Consider the following 15617-nt stretch of genomic DNA (forward strand, 5'->3'; position numbering starts at 1 on the left):
TGGGCCCTTCGGGCTGTGCGCTCACCGCTCGCTCCCGAGTTGCGTCGATTGGTTGCGTGGTCTGCTGCGGTCGGGTCCCTGCAGGAAAGTGTGCCGATCATAGAGGCAGGTCGGACGGCCTATCCAGCCTGATCCGCGGTGCGTGGGGGGTCCGGACCGGTGGATCTCCCTCCGGCAGATCGTTTCTGCTCGTGGTGTTCCCGCCCTCTTTCGTACTTGGATCGAGACTCGACCGACTGTGACGTTCCGTGATCGGCCGGAGTGTCGGCCCCTCACTCGTCCGGGCCAGATAAACAGGGCGAAACATGGCATAAGCCAACACTCTGGGTGGGGTGCCCCGCATTCCCGTCCCGGAGGTCGACTTGCCGCGTCCGCAGCCACTCGGGGGAGTGGACAAGACCCGCCCAAGCGCGCTCGCGGCAGCGCTCACCGCCTTTGTCGCCATGGCCGCCACGGGGCTTGTCGCGGGGCCGGCCGCGGCCGTTCCGTTCGCCGGGCCCTGCGCTCTCGAGCGCACCCCGGCCCACCACTCCGAGGGCCTGGACACCTGGAACCCGGCGTACCCGAAGCCGAAGAAGACCCTGAACGCCGTGATGGTCTTCCTGTCGTTCCCCGACGCGCGGCCCCTGACCACGCCCGACGAGCTGGCCGCCGACTACTTCCCGTCCACCAGCCGCTTCTTCGACCGGGCCTCGTACGGGAAGTTCTCCCTGGTGCCGCACCCGCAGCGGCGGTGGATCCAGATGCCGCACGCCTCCACCTCGTACGCCATACAGCGGGACTGGGACGCCGGGCACCGCGGCGCGTATCTGAGCGACGCCCTGAAGGCGGCGGATCCGCACACGGACTTCAGCAAGTACGACGTCGTGTACTTCGTCGCCGACCCGGACGCGCCCGGCGTCGACTCCGACGCCACGAAGGTCGTGAACTTCGACCGGCCGATGCGCGCGGACGGCACCGACATCCGGCGCATCGTCACGGTCTTCGAGCGGCATCCGCCGGACCGCAATGTCCTCGCGCACGAGACCGGTCACGTCTTCGACCTGCCCGACCTCTACCACCGGCCCACCGACGGCAAGGGCGACTGGGACACGTACGTGGGGGACTGGGACGTCATGGGCAGCCAGTTCGGGCTCTCGCCCGATCTGTTCGGCTGGCACAAGTGGAAGCTGGGGTGGCTGGACCGGCGGCAGGTGGCGTGCGTGCAGCGCAGCGGGGAGACGCGGCTGACCCTGGAGCCGCTCAGCACGGCGCCGCGGGGGGCCGGGGCGCCGTTCGGTACCGGTGACGGTACGAAGCTCGCCGTGATCCGGACCGGGGTCGACAGTGCGATCGCCCTGGAGGCGCGTGGGGGTTCCGGCAACGATGCGGCGACGTGCAGCCGGGGTGTCCTCGTGTACCGCGTACGCAGCGACTCCTCGTCCGGTGGCGGCCCCATGGAGGTCCTCGACGCCCACCCCCGCACGGAGGCCTGCTACGGCGAATCGGTCTACCCGCCCCTGGCCGACGCCCCGGTCGGCTCCGGCGAAACGTTCACCGTGCCCGGTGAGGACATCCGCGTGGAGGCGGAGGGCCGGACGGGTTCGGGGGCGTGGACGGTGAAGGTGACCACGGGCGGCTGAGCAGGGGCCCAACCCCGACTCCCTGGTGGGGGTGTGGGTGGCGAAGCCCCCACAACGCGCGGCGAAGCCGCGCAAAACGACGATGGCGGCCTGTATTCGCGCTTTCCGCGAATACAGGCCGCCACCGACAACGTGCGCCATCAGGGACTCGAACCCCGGACACGCGGATTAAGAGTCCGCTGCTCTAACCAACTGAGCTAATGGCGCCGGTTGACGTCGTAGACATTAGCACCAGGATCCCTGGCAGGAAAAATCGAAATCCGCACCGCGGCCTGCGCACTCGCGCGGGCCGCCCGGACGCACGCCCAGCGCATGACCTCGGGCCCCGGCAGCCAGGGGTGACGGGTGTCGGGGGCCACCAGCCAGCGGGACTCCCGGTGCTTGTCGGGGCGGAGCGCGGCGCAGGTCGTGGGGGAGGGGACCGTGACCGCGTCGCCCACTCCGTGGAAGAGCAGCGGCGGCACCGCGTCGCCCCACTCCTCCCAGCGCAGGAGGGACGGCAGCCGCTGTGCCGTGCCCGGCGCGGCGAACAGGAGCATGCGGCCCCGGTGCGTGGCGACGGGTCCCGTGCCGGGCCCCTGGGACCAGAGCCGGTCTAACATCCGGCGGCCGAAGATCGCGGGCACGTTCACCACGTCGAAGGTGGTGCCGCAGGGGAGGACGACGGGGGCCCCGGGCCTGGCGCCCCAGTGGGCGAGCGTGGAGCGGGGGTACGCCCCGGTGGACGCGAGCCAGGCGGCGCCCTCGGGCGTGACGTCGGAGATGTCGAAGTGGTCGCGCGCGGCGGGGGACACGGCCGGCGCGTAGTGGGGGGAGTACGAAGGCGCGGTGCTCATGCCTCATACATCTACAGCTTGTGAGGGGGCGGTTCCAAAGGGTTGCGGAAAATCGGGACACGGCGGGGCGGGGTGGAGTATCTTGCCCGCTGGCATATGCCAAACGATCATTACGGCGTCCCCGGTACGGCCCTGGGGGCGGCCCCGCTACGTCGTCGGTTCCTGGTTCCCGCGCAGCAGATCGCGGCCGAACTCCACCATCTTCTTCGCGTAGTCCTCGGTCCAGTCCGCCCGCTCCGCGATGTCCGCCGTGGTGAGCCGGTCGAAGCGGCGCGGGTCGGCGAGCTGCGCCGCGGCGACGGCCTGGAACTCCATCGACCGGTCCGCCGCCGCGCGGAACGCGTGCGTCAGCTCCGTGGCGCGGGTCAGCAGTTCGCTGGGGTCCTCGATGGACTCCAGGTCGAAGAAGTGCTCCGGGTCCGCGGCGGCCTCCGCCGGTTCGAAGATCAGCGGGGCGGGTCGCAGCCGGGGCTGCGGGGTACGGTCGGGCTCCGCCATGGTGCGGCCTCCTGTTGCCGGGGTGGCCCGCGGTTCGATGCCGGGCCACCTTCCATTGTCCGTCGGCCCGCAAGGGGGCACGGTCACGAGGTGTCGACCCGGTGCTTCCCCAGCCGCTCCAGCACCGAGTGGTTCGCCTCCCAGCCGTCCGGGCTGCATCAATTGGCCGCCTCCGGCGGCGTGCCGGACTTCGTCCGGTGAACGGAGGGCGTGGGTCGCCGTCATTCGGGCGGTTGCCGGGGTGCCGGTCACGGCTGCCAGGTCACCCGGTGCTTCCCCAGCCGCTCCAGCACCGAATGGTTCGCTTCCCAGCCGTCCGGGAACTTCACCGTCACCCCGAGTTGCACCGGGTCCGCCGACGGATGCTCGTCCAGGAGGTCCGCGACCCCGGCCCGGCACACCACCACGCACGCGTGCCGGTGCCGAGAGGCGAGGACGCACAGTCGGCCCGTCTCCAGATGGAACGCCGTCGCGTCCGGCCGTCCGGACAGCGGGTGCAGGACGACGGTGACGTCGAACTCCCGGCCCTGAAGCCGGTTCGCCGTGTCCACCGTGACGTCGTGCACGTCGAGCTCGGCGAGCGCCGCCCGGACCGCCGCCGCCTGGTCGCGGTGCGCGGTGCCGACGCAGATCCGGTCGGCGGACAGCGTGCCCTCGCCCGATTCGGAACGGGTGACGCCCTCCCGGTCGAGCAGTCGACGCACCACCAGGGCGACGGCCCGTACTGCCTCGGGGTCCGTGCGCGGGGTGTGCGCGGCGGGCAGTTCGAGCAGGCCCCAACCGGCCGCCGCGGCCTCGTCGATGACGCGGTCCGGGCCCGAACCGTCCGACGCCACCGCGAAGGTCAGCTCCCGGTCGCCCTCGTCCGTGCCGCTGCGGAACGGCGTGTACGGGTAGAAGGCGTCGGAGACCAGCGGTGCCGCCGACGCCGGGAGGCGCCAGGAGACCGGCAGGCGGTGCTGCGGGAGGTCCGGGTTGTGGGCGAGCAGCGTCGACACCGCCGAGGCCGACGGATCGTAGGAGAGGCCCGCCCACTGCTCCGCGCCGACGATCGAGAACGGGTCCAGCTGCCCCGGATCGCCCACGAACAGCGCCCGCTCGAACAGCCCCGCCACCGCGAGCAGAGCGTCGGAGCGCATCTGGTACGCCTCGTCGACGATCGCGTGCGGCCACGGCCCTCCCGCGTCGGAAGGCTTGACGTGCGCCCACTTCGCGGCCGTCGAGACGACGATCGGCAGCGGGGCCAGCTCGCCGACCTTCGTCGACAGGCGGACGTTCGGCAGGTCGTCCAGCGACTTGTCGTACGCGTCCGGGTCGCTGCTGTGCAGCCGGCCCACGGCGAGCTGCGGATTCTTGTCGTGCAGGCGCAGGACCAGGTCGTCGACCTGCGCGTTCGTCTGCGCCACGATCATCAATGGGCGGCCCACGTCGGCCAGTTCGAGCGCCGCCCGCACCACCAGGGTCGACTTGCCCGCGCCGGGAGGCGAGTCGACAACGACGCCGCGCGCCGTGCCGTGCAGGGTGTCGTGGAGGATGGCGGCCGTGGCCTGCCCGGCCGCCTCCGACGGGCTGAGGGCGGCGGGCGTGGTGGCGGTGGCGGTCACAGTACGTCCTCCGAAGTCACGGTGTCGGGCGCCTCCGCGTCCGTCCCCGGCGGGCCGCCGTGCGTCCACGGCGTCTCCTCCGGCTCCGGCAGCTTGGGCCCGCCGCGCTGCTCGTGCTCGAACAGCGTCCAGCACACCCGGTCGCCCTTCTCCGGCAGCGAGCCCTCGGCCGGTTCCTTGCCGCGCCCCATCTTGTCCAGGATCCGCAGCACCACCGAGGCGTCCGCGCCCTCTCCCTCGTACTCCACGAACTCCGCGGTCTGCGGCTTGCCTTCGAGGGAGCGGTACACCTTCACGCCCGCGCCGAGGCGCGGCCCGTCGTCCGTGCGGAGCGTGACGAGCGGGCGGGGCCGCTTCTTCTCGTTGTACGCCGGTGTCACCTCGGTGATCTCACCGACGAACGCCTCGCCGGAGAGGCGGCGGCCCGCCATCACCAGCGGATCGTCGAGCGCCTCCTGTGCGTCCAGGCGGGCCTGCTCGCGCTCGCGCGTCGCCAGCTTGTTCGCCGCCGTCACCGCGTCGTCCCGGCGCGGCTGCGGGGGTTCGCCCGCGGTCACCCGGTCGCGGTGCCCGGTGAACGACCAGCGGTCGCGGGTCCAGCGCTCCGCCGCGTACGCCCCCTCGGGCAGCGTGCACAGCTGGTCGAGGCCGCGCCACACCGCGTCCCACGTGGGGCGGGTGCGGGATTCGACCAGGGCGTGGATCTCCCGCTCCGCGGCCGTCAGTTCGGCGAGCCGGTCCTCGGCCTCGATCGCGTCCTCGGCCGCCGCGTGGCGCGTGCGGGCCCGGTCGTAGCGCTCGATCGCGGGCGCCAGCAGTTTGTTGTCGAACGCGGGGTCCGTGGCCGGGCCCGCCGGCGGGCACAGCAGCTGGCCGTGCCTGTCGCGGTCCAGCTCGGCGCTCTGCGCCGCCGCGGCGCCCGACGTGCCCTCCGGGGCCTCGATCCAGGCGAGCAGCGCGCCCAGGTGCTGGTCCTCCAGGCTCGACTGTCCCGTCGCCCAGTGCCGCGACAGCAGGTCCGTCATCGCGAGGAGAAGGGACGAGCCGGGGACGCGGGCGCGCTCCCCGAAGTGCGTCAGCCAGCGGCCGAGGAGCGGGACGTGCGGCGGCGCGGGGTACGGCGTCTCCGGGTCCTGCTCCGCGGTGCGGCGAAAGCGCATCGAGCGGCCGAGGAGGCGGACGAACTCGATGCCCGCGCGGCTCGGCACGATCAACTGCGGAGCGTCCGCGCACAGTTCGACCTCGACCTTGACCTTCTTGCCGGTCTCCGCGTCGACCTCGCTGCGCTCCGCGGCCTCGACGTCGCCCGCGTACGTGTCGATGTACGGCAGGACCTCGTCGGCCAGGTGCGTCAGGAACGCGAAGCGCAGGTCGCGGTCGCGGGGCTGCGGGACGACCAGGAGCCGCGGTGACGTGCGCTCCGTGCCGACGAGCGCGCCGAGCGGGGCGCCGGTCTCACCCGCCGTCGTCAGCGGGACGACCACCAGGGGGCGCTGGGACAGATGGCGGTGGCGCACGGTCGCGCTGCGCTGCGCCCGGCCCGTCGCCGTGGCTTCCAGCCGGGCCAGGTGATTGATCAGGCTCACCGGCGCCTCTCCTTACGCTCTCCGGGGTGTGCCTGCGGGGTCCGGGTCAGCACCGCGCGCCTCCGAGTACCTCTGCCCTGAGCGCCGCCGCGCGGCGCAGTGCCGCCACCGTCGGGTCCGCCGGGTCGCCCGACTCGCCGCGGGCCGCGGCCAGCACCTCCTCGACCGTGGTCAGCGAGCCCAACTCGGCGCGCAGCGGGCGGCCGAGCGCGGTCACCGCGCCTTCCCCGCGCGCGTGGTCACGGCAGTGGAACGCCAGCTCGCACGCGGCCAGGCACTCCGGCGCGTACGTCGCCGGGACCGACTCGACGGCCGCCGTCAGCTCGTCCGCCGGCAGCTCCGGGTCGAAGACCGTGCCCGGCGGGAGCGCCGCCGCGATGTCCTTGACGCGGGTCAGCCGGTCCAACTGGCGGCGCGTCACGGCACGCTGCTTGCGCACGTCGACCACCGACGCGGCCGGCAGGTTCGAGAAGTCCTTGGGGCACACGAGCACGATCCGGTCCCGCACCCGGACGTCCGCGTCCGGCATCCGCGCCGCGACGTCCTCAAGAGCCAGCACGTACACCGCCGACTGCCGGGCCGCCGCGCCCACCTTCGACGCGTCCGCCGCGCCGTCGATCATCGGGAAGGACTTGATCTCCACGACCGTCCAGCTGCCGTCCGGATGCACCACCACCGCGTCCGGCTCGAGGAACGCCGGGCTGCCCGCCACGTCGAGCGCCAGCATCGGGTGGTCCAGGAACGTCCACGTCCCCGGCGACTCGACGGCCTCCCGGAGGGCGAGCGCCGTGCGCGCCGTGCGGCCCTCGGGGCCGACCGCCGACAGGTCGGGGGCCCGTACGAGATCGGGGACCGGCTCGGCGGCCGCCGCGTCCACGCGTGCGTGCACCAGCTTCAGCAGGTCCGCGCCGCCGTCCGCCTTCACCCGCGCCTCGAAGACATTGCCACGCGCCAGGGCGAACTGGGACTGGCCGAACGAGGACGGGGCGCCCAGCGCATCCGCTATGCGCGACTTGTCGACCCCCGCGCCGTCCAGGAGAGCCCGCCTTCGACAGCCCGGATTCGACGCCAGGGCGGCCAGGGCCCTGGCGTCCAGCGGACGCGGCGGATGGTCCGGGCCGCGCAGTTCAGCGAGCCGGTGCCGCAGCCCCGTCGCCGCTGTCCTGCGACGTGGCTGCCTTGCGCTGTCGGGGAATTCGCTCACCCGGGAAAGTCTGGCACTCTCCACTGACAATCGGGGCCTGCGGGGCGGACGGGGTGGTCCGGACCGCCGCGACCACGACGTACGCACGCTCCTTCAGGCGCGCCGCGAGGAGCTGCACCGGCCGCGTCAGGAGGAGACCCGCGGCCATCACCGCGACACCGGCGAGCGCGTCGAAGAAGTAGTGGTTGGCCGTGCCCATCACGATGACCGTGGTGAGCAGCGGGTACGCGACGCCCGCCACCTTCGCGTACGGGGAGCGGCCGTGCCGCCACAGCAGGACGCCGCACCACAGCGCCCAGCCGACGTGCAGGCTGGGCATCGCCGCGTACTGGTTCGTCAGTCCGCCCATGCCCTTGGGGGCGCTCGCCGCGCCGCCCCACCAGCCGTACGAGCTGTAGTGGGCCATCGTGTCGACGAAGCCGTTGCTCGCGGCGAGCAGCCGGGGCGGGCAGGTCGGCAGCAGGACGAAGCCGACGAGGCCGATCATCGTCGAGGTCATCAGCCATGTGCGGGCCGCCCGGAAGATCTCGGAGCGGCGGCGGAACAGCCAGACCAGGACGATGGGTGTGACGAGGTAGTGAAGAGAGGCGTACCAGAAATCGGCGGGTACGCCGAGCCACGGTTCGCGGGTGAAGAGACGGTTCAGCGGGTGCTCGATGTTGAGGCCGACGGCCTGCTCGGCCCGGAGGATCGCGAGGCCGTGGTCGACGGCCTGGCTCACGTCGCCGCGCGCGAGGAGCCGGCCGGCCGTGTACGCGCCGTACACCAGGAGGATCAGCGGCAGTTCCGTCCACCAGCGGAGCCCGGCGCCGGGTATCGCTTCCGTGCGCGGTGCCTCGTCGGTCTGCGACATGCGGGCCGCTCCCCCTCTTCCCTCACGCGGCGGCCTCTGGCCACAGCCTCACTTTACGGTGTATGTGGGGCTCTGTGTGGGCGACCCCTGACCCTCCTAGACGCAGCGATCTGGCTGCGGGTTGCCCACCGGGCGGCTCCCCTCCTGGTTGCGGGATGATGGACGGGGCGATCCTTCCCGCTCGCCCCATGTTCACCCTTGAAGCCTTGTAGTTGCTTGTAGTTTCGAAAGAGGCCTGCTCATGGCACCGCGCATCCTGTTGGCCCGGCACGGACAGACCGAATGGTCGCTGTCCGGGCGGCACACAGGGAGGACGGACATTCCGCTCCTGGAAGAGGGGCGACGCGGAGCGAAGCTGCTCGGCGAGCGGCTCGGACGGGCCCCGTACGACGGGCTCGACGGGGTCGAGGTACGGACGTCGCCGCTCGTGCGCGCGAAGGAGACGTGCGAGCTCGCCGGGTTCGGGGAGCGGGCGAGTACGTGGGACGCGCTCATGGAGTGGGACTACGGGGCGTACGAGGGGCTCACGCCGGCGCAGATCCAGGAGCTTCGGCCCGGCTGGTTCATCTGGCGGGACGGGGTGCCGGAGGGCGAGACGATCGCCGAGGTCACGGCGCGGGCCGACGAGGTCGTGGACTGGGCGCGGTCGGCCGACCGGGACGTCCTCGTCTTCGCCCACGGGCACATCCTGCGGTCGATCGGCGCGCGCTGGCTCGGTCTCCCGCTCGACTTCGCGGCGCGCATCCGCCTGAACCCGACGTCGCTGTCCGTACTCGGCTGGGCATACGGCGAGCCGGCCCTGGAATCCTGGAACGAAACGGGCCACCTGGCGGCGGGCTGACCTGGTCTGCCGCCGACCGGCACCGGGGTTCTTCGACTGGGCCGGGGTTGGCGCCAGTGGTGACGTGTGCGCGGAGCCGCCCCTTTCCGGCTGCGCCGCCCCCCGCCCATCTCCCTCCCACCCGCCCCCTCCGGGGGCTCCGGCCCCACGGGGGCCAGGGAGTGCTGGTTCGGGGTTGTCGTGATCCCAGCGCGGCGCCGGGGTTCTTGCCGTGCCGGGGTGGCGCCCACACCTTCGCGGGTGCGGCCGCGGCTCGCTCGTCTCCCTCCCACCCGCCCCCTCCGGGGGCTTCGGCCCCGCGGGGCCGAAGGTCGTGCCGTGACCGGTTTCGGTAATTCAAGCCCCTGCGGCGATTGAGCAGCGGGGTCCGGGGCGGAGCCCCGTGACCGCAATGTCGTCGGGGCGAGGGTTGCCGTTTTCGTTGCGCGGCACCGGGGGCCGCCTTGCCCACCCTGCCGCCCAAGGCGGCAGATTGCCCAAGGCGGGTGCGGCCGACCTGCGCGGGCTGACGGCTTTGGCCCTGCGGGGCCAAAGGTCGTGTCGTGGTCGGTTTCGGTAGTTCGAGCCCCTGCGGCGATTGAGCAGCGGGGGCCGGGGCGGAGCCCCGTGACCGCAATGTCGTCGGGGCGGGGTCAGCGGGTGCGGTGGGGGGTTGCGTGGGCGTTCAGGAAGGTGTTGACGCCTGATGCTCGGCGGTGGGGGAGGAGGACCCGGGCCGTCGTGGCCAGCATTCCCTCGATGCGGGAGGAGCGCACGTCCCTGAGGAGGGCGAGGGTGCGCAGACCCGCCGCGGCGGATTCGTCGGGCTGCCCCGCGCGGGCCAGATCGTCCGCCAACTCGGCCGTGTACAGCGCCATGTTGCGGGTGAAGTGCGGGTCCTGGAGGGCCACCGCGCGCCGCGCGTGCCGGGACGCGCGGTCCCAGTCGCCCAGCGCCGACCAGCACTGCGCCTCAAGACCCTCCAGCTCGGCCTCGCCGTAGAACGACATCCACTCCGGATCCCCGTCCGCCGCCCCCCGCGCGAACAGCGCCTGCGCACGGGCCAGTGAGCGCTCGCAGGAGGACTGGTCGCCCAGTCCCGCCCAGCCCCCCGCCTCGCGCAGCGCGAGCAGGGACAGCAGGCGGGGCGAACCCAGCCGGGCCCCCACCCGGGTCGCCGCCTGGGCCGCCCGTACGGCCTCGCGCGGGCGCCCCGCGTCCCGCGCGAGGAACGCCGTGTTGCAGAACGCGTGCGCCTCCAGCGCCTCGTCCCCCGCCATCCGCGCCGTCGCGAGCGCCTCCGCGTAGTGCGAACGCGCGTCGTCGAAGCGGCCCGAGTCATGCGCCAACCAGCCCACGGAGATGGCCAGTTCACCCGCCCCCGTCTGAAGGCGCTCGGTGACGTCACGGTGCCCCGTACCCGCGTCGAGCAGCTCGAAGGCCGTACGCAACGGGGCCGAGGCCCGCCGGTACAGTCCGTCGGCGCCGTGCCGGTCGTCGAGCAGCCGGATCCGCCGGATCGCCTCCTCGACGGCACCGATCCCGGCCCGCGCCGGATGCCGGTCGAGGTCCGCGGGAAGCGTGGGGACGCCGAAGGGCGCCAGGGCGGCGACGGCCACGGTGGCCGTCGAGCCGGTCATGCCGGTCATGAATGCGCGACGTCGCACGTCGCTCTCCTCGTCGTACTTGGGACGCGTGTCCTGCGAACCGTCAGGGGCGGCGGCGGGGCGCGCACCCCTGCCACGTACCGCGGAGCGGGGTGCGAACCCCAGGTCCGCGAGGGCTCGGCCCGGAAACATGTGCAAGAACACCCGCTCGTACGCGTAGTTGGGGCAGCGGATCTCGCCGGCCTCCACGCGTCCGATGTAGCGCGCGTCGCAGCTGACCCGCTCCCCGATCTCCCGTGCCGCGCGCCGCACCGCGGCCGCGAACTCGCCCGGCGAGCGCTGACCGCGCAGCTCTCGGAAGGCGAGGTTCGGTCGTGGAGACTGCGGCGTCGAGGTGTCCGGGACAATCGGCGACGACGTCATGAGCGGGTCCTCCCGTGCGAACCGTGCCGGACGGCAGGGAAGCGGGGAGCGCCCGGGATCCCGGGCGGGAGTGCTGCCGCGACTTCCTTCTTCCGGCGAGGCTCGAAGGTACCGGCTGTGACGGCCGCGACACGCTGGGTTTGGCTACAAACCGGATATCTCACCCACGATCCGCCATGAACTGCCATCCTTTGCGGCGGCGTGCCGCCGTTGCTCTTGACATCGCGCGCACGTTGAACCATGTGGCGAAACCCCACGAGCGAGGAGGGGCCGACGTGTTGGACGCAGCCCAGCCCACGGTGTCACTTCCCACTACTCCCACGACGGCGCGGCATCGACCGAGCGAGGAGTGCAGCGCCGGACCGCCGGGCGACTGCGACCTGGTCACCGTGCCGGCCCGGCAGGGCCTCGAAGCGGTCGACATCCTGCGCCGAGGGTGTACGGAAACGGTTGGCCCGGTGCTGCACGACGGGGGCGGCGACACCCTCGGCTTCCTCGTCCCGCCCGGCACCGCCGACGGCTGGGACGTGCCCGGCAGCGACTGCACGCAGACGCAGGGCCGCGGCCTCGCGCTCGGCGCCCGGCCCGACCCGCCGGTCGAGGGCACGGGCTGGCTGCTCCCGCCGGACCCCGCGGAGGGACCCACGGACCTGGTCACCGACCCGGAGGTGCTGCGCGCCGCCCTCGACGAGGCAGCCCGCACGATCGAAGCAGCCGACAACTGCCGCTGACCCCGTGCGTGCGGGGCTCCTGGGCCCCGGAGTGGCCCGGGGGCGGTGGACCTGTCTTAATGGCCGGATGGCAAGGTCACGAGGGAAGCAGGCGCGTGGGCGTGGGGTGCGGGAGGCTGTCGTCGAGACGGTCGACGGCGGGCTCGCGGAGCTGGTGCCCGACCGGGACCGGCCGGCCGGCTGGACGCTGCTCGTGGACGGCGCGCCGCAGTCGCACGTGGACCTCGACGACCCGGCCCATCTCTCCTTCGAGTACCAGCGCCGCATAGGTCACGTCATCGACCTGGCCGCCGATCCGGGCCGCCCCGTGCAGGCCGTGCACCTCGGCGGCGGGGCGTTCACCCTGGCCCGCTACGTCGCCGCCACCCGGCCCCGCTCCACCCAGCAGGTCGTGGAGCGCGACGGGGCGCTGGTGCAACTCGTGCGCGGGACGCTGCCGTTGGATCCGGGGCAGCGGATCCGGGTGCGGACCGCCGACGCCCGCGAGGTGCTCGGCAAGCTGCCCGACGACTGGGCCGACGTGCTCGTGGCCGACGTGTTCAGCGGGGCGCGCACGCCCGCCCACCTCACCAGTACGGAGTTCCTGACCGAGGTACGGCGTGTGCTGCGGCCCGGCGGGACGTACGTCGCCAATGTCGCCGACGGGCCACCGCTCGCGTATCTGCGCGGTCAGATCGCCACCGCGGCGGCCGTCTTCCCCGAGCTCGCGCTGGTCGCCGATCCGACGGTGCTGCGGGGGAAGCGGTTCGGGAACGCGGTGCTCGTCGCGTCCGCGGTGGCGCTGCCCGTGGGGGAGCTGACCCGGCGGGCGGCCGGGGATTCGCATCCCGGGCGGGTCGAGCACGGCAAGGCGCTCGTGGATTTCGCGGGTGGGGCGGTTGCGGTGACCGACGACTCGGCCAAGGCGTCCCCGGCGCCGCCGCCCTCGGTGTTCCGTTAGCCGACGCCTCGCGGCTCCGCCCCGGACGTGTCCGGCTCAGTAGTCCGCGATTTCCACCGTCGGTTCGTGGTCGTGCCACGTGCAGAAGGCGGAGACCTTCTTCTCGCCCGAGGTGAATTCGACCCGGATCCACGTCGGCTGCTTCCACACCTGCACCGACCAGCCCGCCGCGGGTGTCGCGGAGACGAGCGTCGCCGAGGTCTTCTGGAGGTCGAAGACCGCCCGGCCGCCGGCCGTCGCATAGCTCTTCACGGAGCCGGTGGACGGTGGGGCGGGAGACGTCGTGCGCGGTGTGGGCGTGGGCTTCGGGGGCGGTGACGTGCGGCTCGGGGTGGCCGAGGGCTTGCGCGTCGACGCCGACGGTTCCGGGCGGTGCGTCGACGAGGACTCCGGCGACCGCGCCTGCGGCTCGTCCTGCGTGGCCGCGACGGGCAGCGCCTGCGGCGGGTCGTACACCGTGCCGGACATCACCGTGTGCACGCCCCACCACGACAGCGTCACCGCGGCCCCGGTGGCGAGCAGCCACGCGGCGCCGTGCACCAGTCGCCGACGGCCGGGCCGGGGCGGTTGCGTCGACCCGGGATGTGGCGGTGGTGTGGGGTTCTCGTGCATCGCGGGCCATACTGCACCACACGTGCCCCCGCTGTCCCGCGAGGATCCCCGTCACCCGGAAGAGAACCGAAAACCGCCGGATGGCGTACGGTGCCGTCCCATGGCAAGTGTGCTCGTGGTCGAGGACGACCAGTTCGTACGCTCAGCCCTCATCAGGCATCTGACCGACGCCGCGCACACCGTGCGCAGTGTCGGCACGGCTCTGGAGGCGCTGCGCGAGGTCGCCCATCTCCGGTTCGACGTGGTGATCCTTGATCTTGGGCTGCCCGATCTCGACGGGGCCGAGGCGTTGAAGATGCTGCGCGGGATCACCGACGTACCCGTGATCATCGCCACGGCCCGGGACGACGAGACCGAGATCGTGCGGCTGCTGAACGACGGCGCCGACGACTACCTCACCAAGCCGTTCTCGCCCGAGCACCTGTCGGCCCGGATGGCCGCCGTGCTGCGCCGCTCGCGGGGGAGCGCGGGCGCCGAGCCGCCCTCGCGGGTGATCCGGGTCGGCGGGCTCGCCATCGACCCGCTGCGCCGGCAGGCCGAGCTGGACGGGGCGCCGCTGGATCTGACCCGGCGCGAGTTCGACCTGCTGACCTTCCTCGCCGGGCGGCCCGGTGTGGTCGTCGCCCGAAAGGAACTGCTCGCCGAGGTGTGGCAGCAGTCGTACGGGGACGATCAGACCATTGACGTTCATCTGTCGTGGCTGCGAAGGAAGTTGGGGGAGACCGCCGCGCGGCCGCGGTATCTGCACACCCTGCGCGGCGTCGGCGTGAAGCTGGAGCCGCCGGCATGAGGTGGGCGCTGGTGAAGGTGTGCCTCGCCGTCACGACGATGGTGGTGGTCGCCTTCGCCGTACCGCTCGGGCTCGTGATCAAGGAGATGGCGCGGGACCGGGCCTTCTCCAACGCCGAGCGGACCGCCGCCGCCATCGGCCCCACCCTCTCCATCACCACCGACCGCGACCAGCTCGCCCGCGCCCTCGCCACCGCGCAGACCGGCGGCGAGGACCGGATGTCGGTGTACGTCCCCGCCGCGGGCGAGCACCAGGAGATCCGGCTCGGCAAGCAGCGGGTCGATTCGGACCGGCTCGACATCCGGCAGGCCGCCGTCGTGGACGTGCCGGGCGGCTCGGTGTGGCTCCAGCCCATCGCGGTCAGCACGGGCAAGATCGCCGTCGTCGAGGTGTACGTGCCCGAGGCCGAGGTCACCAATGGGGTGACGACGGCGTGGGTCGTCCTCGGCGGCGTCGGGATCGCGCTGATCATCGGGTCCGTGGCGGTCGCGGACCGGCTCGGCGGGCGGATGGTGCAGCCCGCGCAGCGGCTCGTGGGCGCCGCGCACGACCTGGGGGACGGCAAGCTCGGGGCGCGGGTGCCCGAGGACGGGCCCACCGAGCTGCGGCTCGCCGCCGTCGCGTTCAACTCGATGGCCGATCAAGTGGTGCAACTGCTCGCCAATGAACGGGAGTTGGCCGCCGATCTCTCGCACCGGCTGCGGACGCCGCTGACCGTGCTGCGGCTCAACGCCGCCTCGCTCGGGGACGGGCCCGCCGCCGAGCAGACGCGGGCCGCCGTCGAGCAGCTGGAGCACGAGGTCGACACCATCATCCGCACCGCGCGGGAGGCGAAGCCGCAGACGGCGGCGGCCGGGCCCGGCGCGGGCTGCGACGCCGCCGAGGTGATCCGTGAGCGCATGGACTTCTGGTCGGCGCTCGCCGAGGACGAGGGGCGCAAGGTGCGCGTCGCCGGCGTCGACCGTCCCGTACGGATACCGGTCGCCCGCGGCGAGCTGGCGGCGGCGCTCGACGCGCTGCTCGGCAACGTGTTCCGGCACACCCCGGAAGGCACGGCGTTCGCCGTGGACGTGCACCGGGCCGACGGCGCCGTGATCGTGCTCGTCTCCGACGCGGGCCCCGGCATCGCCGACCCGGAGGCCGCGCTGGCCCGCGGCAAGGACGACGCCGAGATCGGCTCGACCGGGCTCGGCCTGGACATCGCGCGCCGGGTCGCGGAGTCCACCGGCGGCGACGTACGCCTCGGCTCGTCCGTGCTCGGCGGCACCGAGGTGCGGATCTGGCTGCAGCTGGAGGGGTACCGGCCCGCCGCGGGGCGCCGCGGACACGGTCGGCGCGGCCGGGAACGCAAGGGATTGGTCCCTACCTTTAACCGGTCCCGATCCCTTACTTAAGCGAACCCTAAGATCCTCAACACCCTTCCCGCTTGCCCGAATTGCCGGTTCCCGGCTCGCTAGCGTGCTGCCGCGCCCCCTCGTCCTCGTGGGCGCG

14 protein-coding genes and 1 tRNA gene are annotated in these 15617 nt (G+C 73.1%); 6 read left to right on the plus strand and 9 right to left on the minus strand.

The window, feature by feature from the left end; all coding sequences use genetic code 11:
* Nucleotides 1-332 precede the first annotated feature (332 nt).
* A complete protein-coding gene (locus ACY34M_RS00925) occupies nucleotides 333-1622 on the plus strand; it encodes a M6 family metalloprotease domain-containing protein (protein WP_462724103.1) in 1290 nt (429 codons plus the stop codon).
* Between the two features lie 133 nt (nucleotides 1623-1755).
* Here the strand turns inward: ACY34M_RS00925 and ACY34M_RS00930 are convergent.
* The 7 genes from ACY34M_RS00930 to ACY34M_RS00960 form a co-directional block, all read right to left on the minus strand.
* Nucleotides 1756-1829: transfer RNA gene (locus ACY34M_RS00930), tRNA-Lys, on the minus strand.
* The gene (locus ACY34M_RS00935) at nucleotides 1820-2458 is read right to left on the minus strand and encodes a bifunctional DNA primase/polymerase (RefSeq protein ID WP_462719097.1); all 639 of its coding nucleotides are present in this window, start codon (nucleotides 2456-2458) and stop codon (nucleotides 1820-1822) included. Before ACY34M_RS00935 ends, ACY34M_RS00930 begins: the two co-directional genes overlap by 10 nt.
* Nucleotides 2459-2605: 147 nt before the next feature.
* Nucleotides 2606-2956: a hypothetical protein gene (locus tag ACY34M_RS00940; RefSeq protein ID WP_462719098.1), complete on the minus strand. Its 351-nt coding sequence runs from the start codon at nucleotides 2954-2956 to the stop codon at nucleotides 2606-2608.
* Between the two features lie 248 nt (nucleotides 2957-3204).
* Nucleotides 3205-4560, minus strand: a complete 1356-nt coding sequence (locus ACY34M_RS00945) for an AAA domain-containing protein (protein ID WP_462719099.1) — start codon at nucleotides 4558-4560, stop codon at nucleotides 3205-3207.
* On the minus strand, nucleotides 4557-6146 hold the full coding sequence (locus ACY34M_RS00950; RefSeq protein ID WP_462719100.1) for a hypothetical protein: 1590 nt from the start codon (nucleotides 6144-6146) through the stop codon (nucleotides 4557-4559). The genes ACY34M_RS00945 and ACY34M_RS00950 overlap by 4 nt, the downstream gene beginning before the upstream one ends.
* 46 nt (nucleotides 6147-6192) lie before the next feature.
* Nucleotides 6193-7350 carry a hypothetical protein gene (locus ACY34M_RS00955; RefSeq protein WP_462719101.1) on the minus strand — a complete coding sequence of 386 codons (1158 nt, stop codon included), beginning with the start codon at nucleotides 7348-7350 and terminating at the stop codon, nucleotides 6193-6195.
* Entirely contained in the window at nucleotides 7274-8203 is a 930-nt protein-coding gene (locus ACY34M_RS00960; protein ID WP_462719102.1) for a phosphatase PAP2 family protein, read from the minus strand. The genes ACY34M_RS00955 and ACY34M_RS00960 overlap by 77 nt, the downstream gene beginning before the upstream one ends.
* Nucleotides 8204-8444: 241 nt before the next feature.
* On the opposite strand from ACY34M_RS00960, the gene ACY34M_RS00965 reads away from it, so the two are divergent.
* Complete coding sequence (locus ACY34M_RS00965) at nucleotides 8445-9044, plus strand: histidine phosphatase family protein (protein ID WP_462719103.1); 600 nt, start codon at nucleotides 8445-8447, stop codon at nucleotides 9042-9044.
* A gap of 632 nt (nucleotides 9045-9676) precedes the next feature.
* Here ACY34M_RS00965 and ACY34M_RS00970 read toward each other — a convergent pair.
* Nucleotides 9677-11053 (minus strand): tetratricopeptide repeat protein, encoded by a 1377-nt coding sequence (locus ACY34M_RS00970; RefSeq protein WP_462719104.1) that lies wholly within the window; start codon nucleotides 11051-11053, stop codon nucleotides 9677-9679.
* A gap of 278 nt (nucleotides 11054-11331) precedes the next feature.
* Here ACY34M_RS00970 and ACY34M_RS00975 point away from each other — a divergent pair, with 278 nt between their 5' ends.
* Both ACY34M_RS00975 and ACY34M_RS00980 read left to right on the plus strand, forming a co-directional pair.
* Entirely contained in the window at nucleotides 11332-11784 is a 453-nt protein-coding gene (locus ACY34M_RS00975) for a hypothetical protein (protein WP_462719218.1), read from the plus strand.
* A gap of 67 nt (nucleotides 11785-11851) precedes the next feature.
* The gene (locus ACY34M_RS00980; protein WP_462719105.1) at nucleotides 11852-12724 is read left to right on the plus strand and encodes a spermidine synthase; all 873 of its coding nucleotides are present in this window, start codon (nucleotides 11852-11854) and stop codon (nucleotides 12722-12724) included.
* 36 nt (nucleotides 12725-12760) lie between these two features.
* Here the strand turns inward: ACY34M_RS00980 and ACY34M_RS00985 are convergent, their stop codons facing one another.
* A complete protein-coding gene (locus tag ACY34M_RS00985; protein WP_462719106.1) occupies nucleotides 12761-13336 on the minus strand; it encodes a hypothetical protein in 576 nt (191 codons plus the stop codon).
* A 100-nt stretch (nucleotides 13337-13436) separates the two neighbouring features.
* On the opposite strand from ACY34M_RS00985, the gene ACY34M_RS00990 reads away from it, so the two are divergent.
* The gene (locus ACY34M_RS00990; RefSeq protein ID WP_462719107.1) at nucleotides 13437-14126 is read left to right on the plus strand and encodes a response regulator transcription factor; all 690 of its coding nucleotides are present in this window, start codon (nucleotides 13437-13439) and stop codon (nucleotides 14124-14126) included.
* Entirely contained in the window at nucleotides 14123-15520 is a 1398-nt protein-coding gene (locus tag ACY34M_RS00995) for a sensor histidine kinase (protein ID WP_462719108.1), read from the plus strand. Before ACY34M_RS00990 ends, ACY34M_RS00995 begins: the two co-directional genes overlap by 4 nt.
* The last annotated feature ends 97 nt before the right edge of the window (nucleotides 15521-15617 follow it).

The sequence above is a fragment of the Streptomyces sp. EDA2-14 genome (assembly GCF_054963755.1).